The organism is Micromonospora arida (genome assembly GCF_003857035.1).
Taxonomy (GTDB): domain Bacteria; phylum Actinomycetota; class Actinomycetes; order Mycobacteriales; family Micromonosporaceae; genus Micromonospora; species Micromonospora arida.
Genome location: NZ_QGSY01000164.1, coordinates 100,689 through 117,036 on the forward strand (window position 1 = coordinate 100,689; position 16,348 = coordinate 117,036).

Below are 16,348 nucleotides of genomic sequence, written 5' to 3' on the forward strand. Positions count from 1 at the left end.
GCCCCACGGCAATAGGAAGGGTCGATTCGACCGCTATCGAGTAACCCTCGGCCGCGCCGAACTCCTTCGATGGGTCGCGTCGTCCATCTCGGAGGCATCGAGCGATGCAACGGCGACGACCGGGGTCAGCGCTCCGCCGCTCACTGGTCAGCATCGGGCGGTAACGGACAGTCGTGATACTGGAAACACTCTTGACAGAAAGGCATGATATCGACATGCTTCGCTTTAGAGAGCGCTCTCTACCCTGGCGAACCGCCTCCACCACTCCCAAGCTGAGGAGCCTCCCGTGTTCACAGCCCGGCCCAGCCTCCGCTTCCGCCCCCTCGTACTCCTGGCGGCCGCCCTCGTCGCGACCGCGACGGCGCTCGTCGTCCCGGCGCACCCCGACCGGGCCGAGGCCGCCATCGGCCCCATCAGCTGGCAGGACGAGTTCAACTCTCCCGCCGGCACGCCCGTCGACCAGAACAAGTGGCGGTTCGACACCGGCGGCGGCGGCTGGGGCAACAACGAGCGGCAGTACTACACGAACAGCACCAGCAACGCCGTCCACGACGGCCAGGGCAACCTGGTCATCACCGCCCGCCGGGACAATCCCGCCAACTACCAGTGCCACTACGGGCGCTGCGAGTACACGTCGGCACGGTTGCTGACGGCGGCCACCTTCACCCAGACGTACGGGCGGTTCGAGGCCCGGATCAAGATCCCGCGCGGTCAGGGCATCTGGCCGGCCTTCTGGATGCTCGGCACCGGCGGCGGGTGGCCCGACGCGGGCGAGATCGACGTCATGGAGAACATCGGCAGGGAGCCCAACACCGTCTACGGCACCGTGCACGGGCCCGGCTACTCCGGCGGCGGCGGCATCACGGGCAGCCGCACCCTTGACGCGCCGCTCGCCGACACCTTCCACACCTACCGGGTGGACTGGGAGCCGAACGTCATCACCTGGTACGTCGACGGGGTGCAGTACCACCGGGTCGATCCCGCTCGGCTCGGCGGCAGCCGCTGGGTGTTCGACCACCCCTTCTTCATGATCCTCAACGTGGCGGTCGGTGGTAACTGGCCCGGTTACCCGGACGGCTCGACCCAGTTCCCGCAGCAGATGCTCGTCGACTACGTCCGGGTGTCCAGCTACACCTCGGGTGGCGGGGGCGACCCGACTCCCGGCACCAACCGGATCCGGGGCGCGCAGAGCGGTCGCTGCATCGACATCCCCGGCGCCGACCCGGTCGAGGGCGCCAAACTCCAGATCTGGGACTGCAACACCACGGCGGCCCAGAACTGGACCTTCGCCTCCGACGGGACCGTCCGCGCGATGGGCAAGTGCATGGACCCGGCCTGGGCCGGCACCGCCAACGGCACCGAGGTCAACCTGGTCAGTTGCAACGGCAACACCGCGCAACGCTTCACCCTCAACGCCTCCGGCGACCTGGTCAACCTCAACGCCAACAAGTGCGTCGACGTACGGGAGGCCAACCCCAACAACGGCGGCAAGCTGCACCTGTGGGACTGCCTCGGCGCCGCCAACCAGAAGTGGTCTCGCATCTGATCAACCCGAGCACGAAGGCGAGGGCCGTCCGAGGTGAACTACGGGCGGCCCACCGCCGTTGGAGCCTCGCCCACCTCCTCGAACCGGATTGACTCGATGGGAGGGGAGGTCCGGCTCATGCCCACTATGTTCGGATTAGTCAAGAATCCGGCAGTTCCGGGAGTGAGCTCATGTCGCACCACCTCGATACGCCCCTGGCCGCCCAGGGCGGCCAGTTGTACATCGACGACCTGTACGTCTTCAACGGTGACCGCGCCACGGTGTTCGTCATGGACGTCAACAGCTCGGTGACCAGGGCCGACATCAAGCGCGGCTTCCACGCCGAGGCGCGTTACGAGATCAAGATTCACATCAACCGCGCCGAGGTGGAGGACCTGACCTACCGATTCGCCTTCGGCGAGCCGGACGGCGACGCCCGGCAGGCCCTCCAGTTGTACGAGCTCACCGGAGCGGATGCCCGCGACGACGCCGCGATGGGCACCCCCATCGCCGAGGGGCGAACCGGCGAGGTGACGACCGGCGGCAACGTCCGGATCTGGGCCGGCCGGATCACCGACCCCTTCTTCATCGACCTCGACGAACTCGCCACCGTCAACGGCGCGGTCAAGAACGGTTCGCGGGTGGACCGCTCGGCGTGGCGGGCCGACCAGGCCAAGAACAGCTTCGCCGGCACCACCGTCGAGTCGATCGTCCTCGAGGTCTCCCACGACGAGCCGCTGCTGCGCGACGGCACCGAGATCGGCGTGTGGTGTCGCACCATGCTGGCCACCGACGCCGGCGGATGGCGCCAGATCAACCGCGCCGCCCACCCCATGATGTGGCCGATCTTCTGGCCCCACGACACCGACTTCTCCGACCCCGCCAACTTCCGGCATCCCAGCAACGACCTCGCCGAGGGCGGGGAGGAGATCGCGAACGCGGTCGCCGGGGTGGTCAAGGCGAACGGCACCGCACCGGACCCGCAGGCGTACGGCTGGAGCGTCGCCCGGCAGCTCTACCCCGACCTGCTCTCGTACAAGGTCGGCACGGCCGCGAACTTCGGCTTCGCGGTCCGCAACGGGCGCACCCTGGCCGACAACGTGCCCGAGGTGATGTTCTCCCTGGTCCTCAACACCGGCACCACGGCGGGCCTCACCTCGGAGGTCACCAAGGCCGCCCGTTCCGCCACGTTCCCGTACGTGGTCGCGGCCTGAATCCGCTCGCAGGGCTCGGCGGCCGGTACGGCGCCGAGCCCTTGCCGTGCGCGCCCTCCGCGCGGGCCCAGCGCGCGCGGCGGGCCATGCATGATCGTGCTCGATCCAGGAAAGAGGCCCCTCCCGCGAACACGACGCCGCCGCATCCAGGATCGAGCACGATCATCGAACGTCCACCGGGTGATGCTCGCGTCATTCGAGCATGAATGGGCGTTTTGCGTAGTTAGTCTCTTAAGTGCTTCCCAGCGCACTTCAGCACAAAGGAGACTCGATGCGTAGAAAGATTCTCGCGGGCTTGGCCGGCGTCGCCGCCGTCGTAGCGCTCGCCGGACCGGCCGCCGCGGACACCACGGGTGACACGATCGTGACCCTCACCGTCGACGCCGCCGGCGGCCTGTCGATCACCGTGCCGGCGACGGCCAACATCGGTCACGGCATTGAGGGCTCGACCGTCACCGGTCTGCTCGGCCCGGTCACCGTGCTGGACCAGCGAGGTTCGCTCACCCCCAACTGGACGGCCACCGTCATCTCCACCGACTTCATCACCGGTGGCGGCTCCTCCGGGGAGACGATCCCGAACATCAACGTTCTGTACTGGTCCGGCCCCGCTACGGCGACCGCCGGCTCTGGCACCTTCACGCCGGGCCAACCCACCGCGGCCCAGCAGGTGATCATCAACGTCCCCCGGACGGCGATGACACACACCGGTGGCACCGGCAACAACTTCGCCACCTGGAACCCCACCCTGGTGGTGAACATCCCCGTCGGCACCGTCCAGGGTGTCTACACCGGGACGGTGACACATTCGGTGTTCTGAGCCGCTCGGCCGGCTGGTGCTGCTGGCCTCGGTCGCCCTCGTGGCGCTCGGGGTTTCGGCGGCACCAGCCGTTGCCGTGCGGGAGCAGCGACAGGACCCAGCCGAGGAAGCCGCGATCAGCATCCGGATGCTGGACATCCCGGCCAGCCGGGTGCAGGACCCGAGGGCCCAGGTCTACATCGTGGATCACCTGAAGCCCGGCACGACGATCAACCGCCGGGTCGAGGTGCAGAACACCTCCGCCGAGGCGCAGAAAATCGAGTTCTATTCCGGAGCCGCGTCGGTCGAGAACAACGCCTTCACCGTGCCCGAAGGGCGTACCGGCAACGAACTGAGCGGGTGGATCCGGCTGAAGACCGCCACGATGCGGCTGGACCCGGGCGAGCGACGACCGGTCGAGGTCGAGCTCGCCGTGCCGAAGAAGGCGTCGAAGGGCGAGCGGTACGCCGCGATCTGGGCGCAGGTCACCAGCGTGAAGGAGCGCACCGGCAACGTCACCCAGATCCACCGGGTGGGCATTCGGGTCTACCTCGACATCGGTCCCGGTGGTGAGCCGCCAACGGACTTCCGGATCGAAGGGTTGGCCGCGGAGCCGGGCACCGGGGAGTTCCCCGTGGTCACCGCGAAGGTCACCAATACCGGCGAACGTGCGCTGGACATGACCGGCACCCTGTCGCTGACCAAGGCGGCGGTCCAGGCCGGTCCGTTCAAGGTGACCAACGGCGTGACGATCCTGCCCGGCCAGAGCGGTCAGGTTCGGATCGAGGTCAACCAGGCCCTGCCCGCCGGGACCTGGGACGTGCACGCGAAGCTCGCCAGCGGCACCGTGGAAAGCACCGCGACCGGGAAGATCGTCCTACCCGTCGCGGCGCCGATGACGGTCGCGACGTCCAGCGGGCCGAGTTGGCTGGTCTACACGGTCGGCGGCATCGCCCTGCTGGTGCTGGTCGCCCTTGGTGGCTGGTACCTCGTCCGCCGGCGCCAGACCCAGTGGGCCTGACCACCCACCCACCGTCCCACTCCACCCACCACCTGCCCGGCCGTTCCCCGGAACGGCCGGGCAGCATCGTCCAGCGAGTCGATCATGGCTTGTGGTGCCCGGCTTGAGAACGACAAGACCGATTCGCCACCCACCACAACTCCATGATCGACATGGGAGGGCGAGGGCGAGGGCTGGAGGGGGCTAGATGACGGAGTGCGTCACGACCGCCACGTAGTCGCCGACCACCACCCCGGACGGGAGGGTCAGAAACAGCGTGGGGTTCCAGGTGGCGGAGTTCGGGCCTCCAGCCTGGCCGGACCACCCCGCGGCCACACGCGGGGTGTTCAGCACCGCCCCGGGCTGCGGGACGAAGGATCCGACCCCGGTGCCGGCGAGGGCAGGCCCCGAGGCGTACGTGATGTTGCTGTTGGGGATGGTCTCTCCGCCCGAGCCGGAGCCGGTGGTGAAGCTCGTGCTGGAGACGACGCTGACCCAGTTGCCGGAGAACGGGCCACGGTCGTCGGTGACGGTCACCGGGCCGAGTTGGCCCGAGACGCCGGTGGTGCCCGAGGTGACGGTGCCGAGCGCCGAGATCGCCGGGACGTTGATGGAGAGTCCACCGAGCGGGGTGATGACCAGGTCGACCGGTCGGGTCGCGGACTGGTCGAACGAGTCGGTCACCCGGACGGTGAACGGGAACGTCCCGGACACTGTGGGCGTGCCGGAGAGCAGACCGGTGACCGGGTCGAGGGTCAGCCCGGCGGGCAGGCTCCCGGCGCTGACCGACCAGGTGAACGGGCCGGTGCCGCCGGTCACCGTGAGCTGGTACTGGTACGGCTCGTACGCCTTGCCGGGTGGGGGCGGTGGGAAGGTCAGCGTCGGTGGCGCGTTGACCGTCACCGGCCCGGAGGGGGCCGACTGCGGGCCGGTCCCGCCGGCATTCGTCGCGGCCACCCGGAAGGTGTACGTGGCACCGGCGGTCAGCCCCGTGACGATCTGGGTCGTGGCGGTTCCGCTGAAGACCCGGGGTGTCTGCGCCACCGCGCCGAGATACGGCGTCACCGTGTAACCGGTGATCGGCGATCCCCCGTTGGCCGGGGTCGTCCAGCTCACCCTGGCGGCGTTGGTTCCGGCGGTGGCCGAGGTGTTCGTCGGCGCTCCCGGCACTGTGTACGGGACCACCGCCGCCGAGGGTGGGCTGGCCACGCCGGTGCCGAACGCGTTCACCGCCGCCACCCGGAAGGCGTACGACGAGCCTGCGGTGAGCCCGGTCAGGGTGCGGCTGGTGGTGGAGGCGTCGAAGGTCAGGGTCGGTTGGGTGACGCCGTCCCGGATCGGGGTGATCAGGTAGCTGGTGATCGGGCTGCCGTTGTTGTCCGGCGCGGTCCAGCTCACTGTGGCGCTGGTGACGCCCGCGACCGCTGTGGGGGTGGTGGGCGTGCCCGGTGTGGACGCGTAGACGAAGTTCGCCGACCCGGCCGAGCCTCGGGTGACGACGCTGACCGTGACCGTCGCCGGGCCGGACCGGGCGGGCATGGAGGAGATGGCGAGGGTGCCGTTGGGGTTCACTGTGAAACACCCGGAGGCCGGGCCGGAGGTGCACGGCACCAGCAGCACGGACGTGCCGGCCTGCTGTTCGGCGGCCGTACCGATGGTGATCGCGGTGGCGCCGGCGAGGTTGCTGCCGCCGACGGTGACCGGGACGCCCCCGGAGACGGAGCTCTGGGCCGGGGTGACGGTGACGCCACTGGGTGCGGTGGCCGGCGCGACAGGTGTGGTGCTGGTGGCGAGGCCCGGGTTCGCGTCGATCGACGACGAGGTCGCGACTGTCGTGGTCTGGATCTGCGTCGGTGTGACACCGGTGCCGGTGACTGTCGCGACGACGGTGATGGGCGGCAGGGAGGTGCCGCCGACGAACGGGCCGTTGCTGTTGGTGCAGGTGACGGTCTGTCCGGATGGCGCGACGCAGACCCAGCCGGAGCCGTAGGCCACGCGTGGGAGGACTCCGGCGGGAACGGTCTGGGTGACCGAGATCGGCGACGTCTCGGTGGCGCCGGCATCGACCCCGGCGGTGATCGAGTAGGTGACCGGGTCACCGGGCTGCGGGGCGGCGCCGACGGAGCTGGTCTGTGACACGTTCAGGTCGGGCACCGGGTTGAAGCTGACCGCCCGAGCGTTGTCCACCTCGTGGAAGTCGGTGACCGAGCCGGTCGAGCCCACCCAGCCGAAGGCGACCTGCCGTGGGTAGCCGCTGGGGTTCAGCCAGGTCGGCGACGGGTACAGGCCGGGCGACACGACCGGAAGCATGCCTGACAGGGTCCGGGCGGCCCCGCCGACCGGGGTGAACCTGACCCGGTACTGACCGGCCGGAGTGGTGATACCGGTATCGGTGGTGTACGGCGACGAGGTGGTGTTGATGACGACCTCGACCGGCACCACGGACGCGGCCCGGGTGCTGGCCCGCAGCGGCAGGGCAGGTGCCGAGGTGCTTCCGGCGGTGCTGTCGATGGCGCAGTAGCCGACGCCGTTGCCACCTGGTCCACGGATCACGACCTGGCCGGGGACCCGCCCGCCGGTGGTCGAGATGTACGGCGGGTTGGTGCAGCCGGTCCCCTGGTAGGTGCTGTTGCTGAAGTTGCCGAAGACGTCGAGCCCGACGCCCAGGTAGCCGTTGGAGAGCCCTGCGGACACGCCGTTGAACGCCGCGGAGTAGCCCAGCGAGCCGCCCGATGGGCCGAGGGTCGACGGGGACCTCGGGTTGGCGGGGTCCACGGCGGCCACTGCGAAGGCCAGGCCGTCGGCGCCCGGGTTCGTGCCGCCGTACTGGTAGGTGTTGAAGGTGAGGTGCAGGCCCTGCGAGGTGGGAACGCTCACCGCGCCGAACACGCCGCCCTGCCGGTTGATGGTGGCGGGGGTGAGGCGCAGTTTGCCCGCGCCCTGCGGGTCGGTGGAGGTGGTGCAACTGAGCAGCGGGCCGGTGGTGGAGTTGCCTGCGGCGCTCAGGCAGGCGGCGTTGGTGGCGCCGGCGCCGGGCACGGCGGGCACCGCAAGCGGGCCGATGCCGTTGGCGGTGTTGTTGTGGAAGGGTTGGTCGAACAGGACGGAACCGGCCGCCGACGCCGGGAGCGGCGCAACCCCGAGAACTCCCACAGTCACGGCTACCGCCAGCGCTGCGATGCTGCTCGGACGACGCCGGCCCCGAAACGACATGCCCACTCCCAGCTTTCACTCCAGCCCCGAACTGGACTATAACCCCACAAAACACCCATATTTTTCGTACGGGGATAAAGCTGGTTCGGCATCGGCCACGCACAAGCGGACCGACCTCCTCTGCCACGCCGAGGAGGTCGGTCCGCTGAGACTGGAGGCTGTCAGCCCTCGATGTCCCGAGGGTCGCGGCTGCGGGGGTAGGTGTTCTTCTCCCCGATCGTGCCGTCCTGCTTCTTGATCACGTGTTCGACGCCGCGCTCGGCCGCCATCTCGCGGCCCTCGGCCTGCGCGTCAGCCTTCACGTCATGCGTGCTGGTGGCCCGCTCGTGGCCCTCCGGCTTGTTCTTCCACTGCCCGTCCTCGTGGTACGTGTCGACGTCACCCTTGGCCATGACCGGCTCCTCCCCTGCGTCTGCACTGTCCATCGAATCAGTGCCCCCGAGCCGTGCCGGGCAAACTGCGGTCCTCAGGGAACGGCCGGGCAGTTGTTGCTCACCCGCCGCAGGATCTGTTCGCGTTCGTCGGTGGTGATGCCCGACGGCGTGCCGTCGAAGTGGGTCTCGACCTTCTCCCAGCCGCGGCGCTGCTCGTAGTGCAGGTGCGGAGCGCCGGAGTTGCCGGTGCTGCCGAGCCGCCCGATCTGGTCACCCTGGGCGACCTTCTGACCGACCGTGACCAGTGGCGGTTCGAGCATGTGCAGGTACTGCGTCTCCCACTTACCGCCGTGGTCGATCTTCACCCAGTAGCCACCGCCGCGCCCCCGTGGGCCGTCCGGGTTCTCCGGATTCCGACCACCCAGCGAGCCGTTGATGCCCGCCACGGTGACCGTGCCGGCGTACGAGGCGAGCACCGGCCGCCCCCACGTCTCACCCTCGGTCGGGAAGAAATCGACGTCGTAGTCGTCGTGACCGGGGTAGGTGCTGAGCTGCCACGTCTCGCCGCAGGTCACCGGCATCTGGAAGAGCGGGCGCGGCCCGGCCGGTCGCAGCATCGGCACCGCGACCACCGCGACGCCCAGGACGGCCGCCGCCGCGACGAGCGCGAGGAGGACGCGGATGGCACGGCTTCGAGGGCGGCGGTGGGAACGGGCTGTGGTCGGGCGGCCGGTCGTCACCGGCCCGAGCATGGCAGATCCCGGCAACGTTCCGATCCCGAGGTGGCGCACCCACAGCGGTGACATTGCAGTCGCATCGCCAAGAGGGTACGGTCAGATGCAATGCAGTTGTATTGCAATGAGAGTGGGCTCCCATGCACGTGATCGCGTTGTCCGAGGTGACCGCCACCATGACCGCCCTGGTCGGCGGCAAGGCGGCCGGGCTGGGCGAGCTGATCCGGCACGGCGAGCGGGTCCCCGACGGTTTCTGCGTCACCACCGAGGCATACCGGCTCGGCGTCGTCCCCACGGCCCAGGTCGTCGCCGCGTACCAGCGGCTCGGCGCGGGCCCGGTGGCGGTGCGCTCCAGCGCCACCGCCGAGGACCTGCCGGACGCGAGCTTCGCCGGGCAGCAGGACACCGTCCTCGACGTCACCGGCACCGCCGAGCTGATCGCCGCCATCGAGAAGTGCTGGGCTTCGCTGCACGGCGACCGCGCGACCGCCTACCGCGACGCCCGCGGCATCGATCACCAAACGGTGCGGATGGCCGTCGTCGTGCAGCGCATGGTCACGCCCACGGTGGCGGGAGTGCTGTTCACCGCGAACCCGCTGACCGGTCGCCGCGACGAGATGGCCGTCGACGCCGCTGCCGGCCTCGGTACGACAGTGGTGGACGGCGCCGCCGCCGTCGACCACTACATCCTCGACGACGTCACGCGCACCGAGGCCGGATGCCTGACGTCCCCGCAACTGGCCCGCCTTCGCGCCACCGGCGATCGGTTGCAGGCCCACTTCGGCTGCCCACAGGATGTCGAGTGGGCCATCGACGCGGACGACGCGCTGTGGCTCCTCCAGTCCCGGCCGATCACCAGCCTGTTCCCCGCCCCGCCGCTCAGCGAGAAGCCCCTCCCCCGCGTCTACCTGGAATTCGGGCACGTTCAGGGCATGCTTCAACCGGTCACCCCGATGGGCATGTCGACCCTGCGGACGCAGATCGCCGCGATGCTCGCCGCGCTCGGGGTACGGGTCGAGATCGTCGACATCGGCGGCCGCCTCTACGGCGACCTGACCGACCTCGCGCGCGACCGGTCGTCCCGCAAGCGACTGGTGAAGCTCCTGGCGGTCGACTTCGGGCCGCGCGCCCAGGCTGTGATGCAGCACGTGCTGGCGGATCCCCGGTTCGCCCCGACCAGCGGCGGCGACCGGCGCGGTGGGGCATCGGGAGCCGCGTCGCTGCGCACGGCCCGTCGCGCGGTGGCGGGGATCCTGCGGGCGCTGGCCCGTCCGGAGGCCGCGCGGACCCGGATGTTCGAGGCGATCGAGCAGCTGAGGGTGAGCTCCGCCGCCCCCGCCGACCTGCGTACCACCGCCGACCGGCTGCGCTTCGTGCAGGCACAGGACGACGCCGACGCCGACGACCGCGCCGACGCGATCATGTGGCCGATCGTCGCCGGGATGCTCGCCGCCGCCCTGCCGACCGCGCTGCTCAAGGGCGTCGCCGGCCCGGACGAGATCCACACCGTGCTCGGCGGCATGCCGCACAACGTCACCATCGAGATGGACCTGGCCCTGTGGCGGCTCGCCCAGGGCGTGGGCGAGCACCGCCGGCTTCTCCTCGACACCCCGCCGGCCGAGTTGGCCGCACGCCACCTGCGCGGGACGCTGCCCGACATCGGCATGGCGGCCTTCCTGGACGTCTACGGGCATCGGGGCGTCGCCGAAGTCGACCTCGGGGTGCCACGTTGGGCGGAGGACCCCACGCCGGTCTTCGCCGCGGTCGCCAACTACCTGCGGGTGACCGATCCGCAACAGGGTCCCGACCAGCGCTTCCAGCGGGCCGCCTCGGCGGCCGAGACAGCGCTGCAGGAACTGGTCACCCGAGCTCGCCGTCGGCGGCCGGTGCGGGGCAGGATCGCCGGTTTCCTGTTGCGCCGGGCGCGGTCGTTGGCCGGCCTGCGCGAGGCCGGCAAGTTCGCCGGGCTGTACCCGCTGCGCGAGACCCGTCGCCAACTGCTGCTCATCGGCGTCGACCTGCACGCCCGCGGGTCGCTGGACCAACCCGACGACATCATGTTCCTGACCCTCGACGAGGTGCACACCGTCGTACACCAGGGTGTTGATCTGCGCGGCACCGTCGCCGCCCGACGGGCCGTGCACCGCCGCGAGATGCGGCGTCGGACGGTGCCGGTGGCACTGCTCTCCGACGGTACGGATGTGGAGACCGTCCTGCCGGCGGCATCGACCGGCGACGGGACGCTCGCCGGAGTGGGTGCGTCAGCGGGCCGGGTGACCGGCCCAGCCCGGGTCGTGAACGACCCGGGCTGGGCCCACGTCGAGCCCGGCGAAGTCCTGGTCGCCGCGACCACGGACCCCGGCTGGACCCCGCTGTTCCTCACCGCGGCGGCGCTGGTCACCGAGACCGGCGCGATCATGGCGCACGGCCCGACGGTGGCCCGTGAGTACGGCATTCCCGCCGTCATCTGCGTGCCGGACGCCACCCGGACCATCACCACCGGGCAGCTCGTCACAGTGGACGGCGGCGCCGGAACCGTCACGCCGCACGGACCGTCGGCCCCCGAGCGAGAAGGACGACCATGAACGACACCAGGACACCGACCAGGGCGCGGGTGGGCCCGCTGCTGCGTCGGGCGGCCGAGGCCGAGGCCGCGACGTGGCGCAGCCTGTACGTGTGGGCGCGGCGTCGTCCACTGCCGCTGGGGCCCGGCGACGAGCCGTTCGGCTACCTCGGCGTGGTCAAGCCGATCCTGGGCATCTTCATCGGCCTGTCGGTCGTGGAGATCCCGATCTTCGACGTGGTGGTCACCCACGTGGTGCCGTGGCGGCCCGCCCGCTGGATCGTGCTGGGCCTCGGCATCTGGGGTCTGCTCTGGATGATCGGCCTGTTCGCCAGCATGACGATCCACCCCCACGTCGTGGGCGACCGGGGCCTGCGGGTGCGGCTCAGCTCGGGCATCGACATCTGGATCCCGTGGACGGACGTCGAGGCGCTGCGCAAGCGCTACCGTTCGCTGCCGTCGAGCAGATCGGTGCAGGTCGAGCAGGAGGGTGACCGTCGGGTGGTGTCCATCTCGGTCGGCAGCCAGACCAGCATCGACGTCCTGCTGCGCCGGCCGCTGACCTTCGACCTGCCGAAGGCCGGGTCCACGCCGGTGAACGAGCTGCGACTGTACGCCGACGACCCGGACGGCCTGCTGCGCAGCGCGCGGGGCACTCCGGTGAGCCAGACCGTCAGCCGGTGACCGTCGCGCTGGCGGAGTCTCCGGGCCACCCACTGTGAAACGATCGAGGCCATGCCCAAGAAGGTCGATCACCAGGAGCGACGCACCCTCATCGCGGACGCGCTGATGCGGGTCGCCGCGGACCAGGGCCTGGAGGCCGTCAGCCTCCGACACGTGGCTGCCGAGGCCGGCGTGTCCGCCGGGATGGTCCAGCACTACTTCCGGACCAAGGACGAGATGATGGCGTTCGCGTTGAGCGTGGTGCGGGAGCGCAGCCAGCTCCGGGTCACCGAGGCGGTGGCAGGGCTGGGCGAGAACCCGTCGCCTCGGCTGCTGCTGCGCACGATGCTCGCCGCGCTGTTGCCGCTCGACGAACGCACCCGCGACAACGGGCGGGTGGCACTCGCGTTCCTCGCCTACACGGCGGTGCGACCGTCGGCCGCGCCGAGCCTGCACGAGGACACCGCGCAGTTCACCGGGTTCATCGCCAGCGTCCTGCCCGACCGCCACGGTGCCGCCGCCGCGGCCGGCCTGCTCGCGCTGATGGAGGGGCTCGGCGTCTATCTGCTGGGCGGGCAGTACACCGCCGAGCAGGCGCTGGGCGCGCTGGACGCCCAGCTGGACCTGCTCTTCGGCTCGTCGGCGGCCGCCTGAGCGGTCGTGGTCGTACCGCGCCCTCAGCAGCGCGGCACGTTCGGTATGTACCCGTCGTAGCCGGTCACCACGAAGGCGTCCGAGACGTAGCGGTTGGTGCCGATCCGGTTCCAGACGGAGGTCGTGCCGTACGGGCCGGTGACCGTGCTGCCGACGGCCTGGCAGTAGACGGCGACGGTGGCGCCGTCGGCGACCGAGCCGACGACCGGATAGCTGGCGCCGGGGCCGGAGCGCACGTTGAGGCTGGACGCCTCGGTGGTCACCACGCCGGAGCCGATGCCAGTGATTCCATTCACCAACTGCATGTAGTAGGTCCAGTTCCAGTTCGGGCCCGGGTCGGTGTGGGTGGCACCGGGCACCTCACGGTGGGCGATGATGTGCGCCCGGTCCCTGGGTATGCCGTACTTCGTGGCGAGGCTACGGGTGAGCGCGGCCGAGGCGCGGTACATCGAGTCGGTGAACCAGGCGGGGTTGTCGACGAACCCCTCGTGCTCGATGCCGATCGACTCGGTGTTGTAGGTCCAGTTGCCGGCGTGCCAGGCGATGTCCTTCTCCCGCACCGACTGGGTGACGGCCCCGTCGGAGGAGCGGAAGGTGTAGTGCGCGCTGGCCTGGGCGGCCGGGTTCTGGAACCAGCTGACAGCGCCGGCGTACGAGCCCTGCGTCATGTGGATGACGATGCGGGTGACCGGGTGGCTGCCCGGTCGACTGGCCACCGTGTAGTTGCTCGTGCTCGCCGGCGCCCACGCGGCCGGCCCGTAGTCGGTGCTGAGGGTGCCGATCCCGCCGAGCACGGCGGCCCGCTCCAGGCCACCCCGCCGGGGCGCGACCGGTCGCCCGGCCACCGCCTCGCCGCGCCCGGTGAACCCGGTCCGCAGCAGGTCGTAGACGGTGTCGGCGTAGAGCCGCGCGACCGACGCCTCGCTGGCGCCGCCGTACCGGGCGACCGCGCCGTACCAACCGTTCACGTCGTCGCGCGTTGCGGCGTCGAGGCCCGCCTGGTCGGCGTACGAGCGCAGCACGGCCGCCGCCCCGAGCACGTTCGCCGCGGGTTCGGTCCGCAGCGCGGCCGGACTGAGCCGGGTCAGCGCGGCGGCCTCGTCCAGGGTGCGCACGCCGGGGGCGCTCGCCAGGTGCATCAGCCCGTGACCGCCCGCCGCGCTCGGTGTGCGGGCGTGCATGTCCAGCCGCGACTCGGCGTACCCCAGCGCCACCAGCAGGTCGCGTGGCACGTCGTATCGCGCGGCGGCGGTGTCGAACGCGACGGCCAGCGGGGTGGCCGGCGCTGGCGTCCCACCGGGGTCGGCGAAAGCCGGTGACGCGACCGCGACGACTCCGGTCAGGGCGGTGGTCAGGGCGGTGGTCAGGGCGAGCAGGAGCCGGCCTCGGTGGAAGGTGCGAACGGACATGAGCCCTCCTTACGGTGACTGAGGGTTGGCGGCCGGTGGGCCGCCAACCCGCAGGATGAACCTCGTCAGCACCAGCCGTTGATCGGGCCGTTCACACCGGTCGACAGGTAGGCGTCGGACACCCAACTGCCGTCGCTCAACCGGTTCCACAGCGCCGTGGTGCCGTACCGGCCGGTGTGGGAGGTGCCGTTGGCGGAGCAGGAGATCGTGACCGTGGCGCCGTCGGCCACCGAGCCCAGCGAGCCGTAGCCGGTCCCCGGCCCGGCACGTCGGGTGAGCACCCCGCCGCCGTTCGCGTCGACCACCCCCTGGTTGAAGCCGAGCGCGCCGTAGTTGTACAGGCCGCCGCCGGCACCGGCCCAGGCCGACCCGTGCCGCGCCCCGCCCTGGTACGCGGCGGCGCCGTTGGCCAGTACCCACTTGCCGATGTCGTGGCCGGCGATCGGCACGTACGCGCTGTTCTGCCGGAGCCCGAAGTGGACGTGCCGGCCGTAGGCGGCTCCGCCGCAGGTGACGTCGGTGCCCGTGTTGCCCAGGGCGGCGCCCTGGCCGACGCTGGCGCCGTTGACGGAGATGCTGTTCCACAGGTGGTAGTAGTCGGTCGAGTAGCCCCGGTCGTGGATCACCCGGATCCACCCCTGACACATCGTGTACGCCGCTCCGGCCCGGGCGGCGCGGACCACCTGGTCACCACCGGCCAGGTCGACCGAGCTGTACGGCGACTCGGTTCCACCCCAGCCGTGTGGGCCACTGGTGAGCGTCCACGTCTGGCCCACACCGAACGGCAGGGCCATTCCGGTCCGGTAGTCCCCGCCCGCGTACATCGGGGTGGGGGTGGTGGTGAACACGCTCTTCTCCTGGCTTGCCATCAGGGGCGACTCGGCGGCCAGCGCACCGAAGGCGGCCTCGCCGTCGAAGGCGATCCGCCACCCGGCGGGCTCGGACCGGGCGATGAAGATCGAACCGGTCGGGTGGGCGTCCTCCTGTCGGGGCGCGAGCGCGACGGCGGTGCCGAACGCCCACCGGCCGCTGGTGCGGCTGACGGTGATCCGGGTCTCCGGTTGCGCATCGGCGGCGGACAGCTCGGCGGTGCCGAGCAGTTTGGCGGTCACCGCAGCGGTGAGCGTGGGGGTCACGGCCGCGGAGGCGGCGCTGGGGGCGGCCCCGATCAGGCTCGCGACCATCAACAGGGCCGCGGCGACGCCGCCGGCCAATCGTCGACCGTTTCTCATCGTGCCCTCACTTTCGATTGGGGTCTCGGGCCGGCTTGATGCAGAGCCCGTGGCCGCGGAGGGGTGCAGTGCCGGCGGGCCTGAGCAGCGGCGACTGCAAGATTCGAGAGATAAACGTAAATATTGAAGCTGATTGTTGTGTAGTAAACCGTCGAAGTCAACGCACTCATCGAAGGTTTCCTACAGGTTTCCGGACCGCCGGGGCCAGGGGCCGGACCGTCAGGTGAGCGGTGACGGCGACTCGGCGCCAAGCTGCGACTGCGCACGATCAGCGGCAACAGCGGCAGCGACGCCGGTGGCACGTTCCGCCGGATGTCCAACACGACCTGGTCGGAGACCGGCACCACCTGGAACAACCAGCCGACCATCGACGGAGCCACGCTCGGCACGATCGGCGCGGTCAGCGGCAACACCTGGTACGAGGTCGACGTCACGGCCGCGGTCACCGGCAACGGCACGTACAGCTTCGGCGCCACCTCGACCAGCGGTGACGGCGCCTACTACGACACCCGCGAGAGTGGCGCGGACGCTCCGCAACTGGTGGTCACCACCGGGAGCACCACGCCACCCCCGTCGGGCGACCCGGTGTTCGTCGGTGCCGGCGACATCGCCGACTCGGGCTCCGGCGACAGCGCCACCGCGACGCTGCTCGACAGCATCCCGGGGACGGTCTTCACCACCGGCGACAACGTCTACGACAGCGGGACGGCATCGCAGTTCAACCCGGCCGGTGGCGCCGACTCCAGCCGGGGTCTGCGCAGCTTCGTCGCCGGGATGGGCGGCGCCGGCCACTACGGCTTCGGCACCATCCAGCCCAACAGCGAGGCGCGTAACAGCTCGGCGTGGGGCGTACTGAAGTTCACCCTGCACTCCAACAGCTACGACTGGCAGTTCGTACCGGTGGCCGGCCAGACCTACACCGACAGCGGCACCAGCACCTGCCACTAACCCACCCCACCCCGCCCCCACCC

13 protein-coding genes are annotated in these 16,348 nt (G+C 70.7%); 8 read left to right on the top strand and 5 right to left on the bottom strand.

The genetic code is table 11. The annotated features are described in order from the left end of the window. The first annotated feature begins 286 nt into the window (after positions 1–286). From DLJ58_RS13360 to DLJ58_RS13375, 4 genes are all read left to right on the top strand, one after another. On the top strand, positions 287–1,546 hold the full coding sequence (locus tag DLJ58_RS13360; protein ID WP_124856303.1) for a glycoside hydrolase family 16 protein: 1,260 nt from the start codon (positions 287–289) through the stop codon (positions 1,544–1,546). Positions 1,547–1,716: 170 nt separating this feature from the next. Continuing rightward, positions 1,717–2,739: a DUF4331 family protein gene (locus DLJ58_RS13365; RefSeq protein ID WP_124856305.1), complete on the top strand. Its 1,023-nt coding sequence runs from the start codon at positions 1,717–1,719 to the stop codon at positions 2,737–2,739. Positions 2,740–3,010: 271 nt separating this feature from the next. Next, positions 3,011–3,556, top strand: coding sequence for a hypothetical protein (locus tag DLJ58_RS13370; RefSeq protein ID WP_124856307.1), 546 nt, complete (start codon positions 3,011–3,013; stop codon positions 3,554–3,556). 76 nt (positions 3,557–3,632) lie between these two features. Next, positions 3,633–4,556, top strand: a complete 924-nt coding sequence (locus DLJ58_RS13375) for a COG1361 family protein (protein ID WP_124856309.1) — start codon at positions 3,633–3,635, stop codon at positions 4,554–4,556. Positions 4,557–4,739: 183 nt separating this feature from the next. On the opposite strand, the gene DLJ58_RS13380 is transcribed toward DLJ58_RS13375, so the two are convergent. The 3 genes from DLJ58_RS13380 to DLJ58_RS13390 form a co-directional block, all read right to left on the bottom strand. Beyond that, complete coding sequence (locus DLJ58_RS13380; RefSeq protein ID WP_124856311.1) at positions 4,740–7,748, bottom strand: fibronectin type III domain-containing protein; 3,009 nt, start codon at positions 7,746–7,748, stop codon at positions 4,740–4,742. A gap of 161 nt (positions 7,749–7,909) precedes the next feature. Then, entirely contained in the window at positions 7,910–8,140 is a 231-nt protein-coding gene (locus DLJ58_RS13385; protein WP_124856313.1) for a DUF2188 domain-containing protein, read from the bottom strand. Between the two features lie 74 nt (positions 8,141–8,214). Further along, a complete protein-coding gene (locus DLJ58_RS13390; RefSeq protein ID WP_124856315.1) occupies positions 8,215–8,874 on the bottom strand; it encodes a M23 family metallopeptidase in 660 nt (219 codons plus the stop codon). Positions 8,875–8,996: 122 nt separating this feature from the next. Here DLJ58_RS13390 and DLJ58_RS13395 point away from each other — a divergent pair, with 122 nt between their 5' ends. The 3 genes from DLJ58_RS13395 to DLJ58_RS13405 are packed head-to-tail and all read left to right on the top strand — an operon-like array spanning position 8,997 to position 12,736. Beyond that, positions 8,997–11,441, top strand: a complete 2,445-nt coding sequence (locus DLJ58_RS13395; RefSeq protein WP_124856317.1) for a PEP/pyruvate-binding domain-containing protein — start codon at positions 8,997–8,999, stop codon at positions 11,439–11,441. After that, the gene (locus tag DLJ58_RS13400; protein ID WP_124856319.1) at positions 11,438–12,103 is read left to right on the top strand and encodes a hypothetical protein; all 666 of its coding nucleotides are present in this window, start codon (positions 11,438–11,440) and stop codon (positions 12,101–12,103) included. The genes DLJ58_RS13395 and DLJ58_RS13400 overlap by 4 nt, the downstream gene beginning before the upstream one ends. Before the next feature lie 51 nt (positions 12,104–12,154). Then, a complete protein-coding gene (locus DLJ58_RS13405) occupies positions 12,155–12,736 on the top strand; it encodes a TetR/AcrR family transcriptional regulator (RefSeq protein ID WP_124856321.1) in 582 nt (193 codons plus the stop codon). Positions 12,737–12,759: 23 nt separating this feature from the next. On the opposite strand, the gene DLJ58_RS13410 is transcribed toward DLJ58_RS13405, so the two are convergent. Both DLJ58_RS13410 and DLJ58_RS13415 read right to left on the bottom strand, forming a co-directional pair. Next, on the bottom strand, positions 12,760–14,145 hold the full coding sequence (locus tag DLJ58_RS13410; protein ID WP_124856323.1) for an N-acetylmuramoyl-L-alanine amidase: 1,386 nt from the start codon (positions 14,143–14,145) through the stop codon (positions 12,760–12,762). Positions 14,146–14,210: 65 nt separating this feature from the next. Further along, positions 14,211–15,377 carry a M23 family metallopeptidase gene (locus tag DLJ58_RS13415; protein ID WP_244218927.1) on the bottom strand — a complete coding sequence of 389 codons (1,167 nt, stop codon included), beginning with the start codon at positions 15,375–15,377 and terminating at the stop codon, positions 14,211–14,213. 258 nt (positions 15,378–15,635) lie between these two features. Between DLJ58_RS13415 and DLJ58_RS13420 the strand changes: the two genes are divergently transcribed. Beyond that, on the top strand, positions 15,636–16,325 hold the full coding sequence (locus DLJ58_RS13420) for a CBM96 family carbohydrate-binding protein (protein ID WP_279635869.1): 690 nt from the start codon (positions 15,636–15,638) through the stop codon (positions 16,323–16,325). The last annotated feature ends 23 nt before the right edge of the window (positions 16,326–16,348 follow it).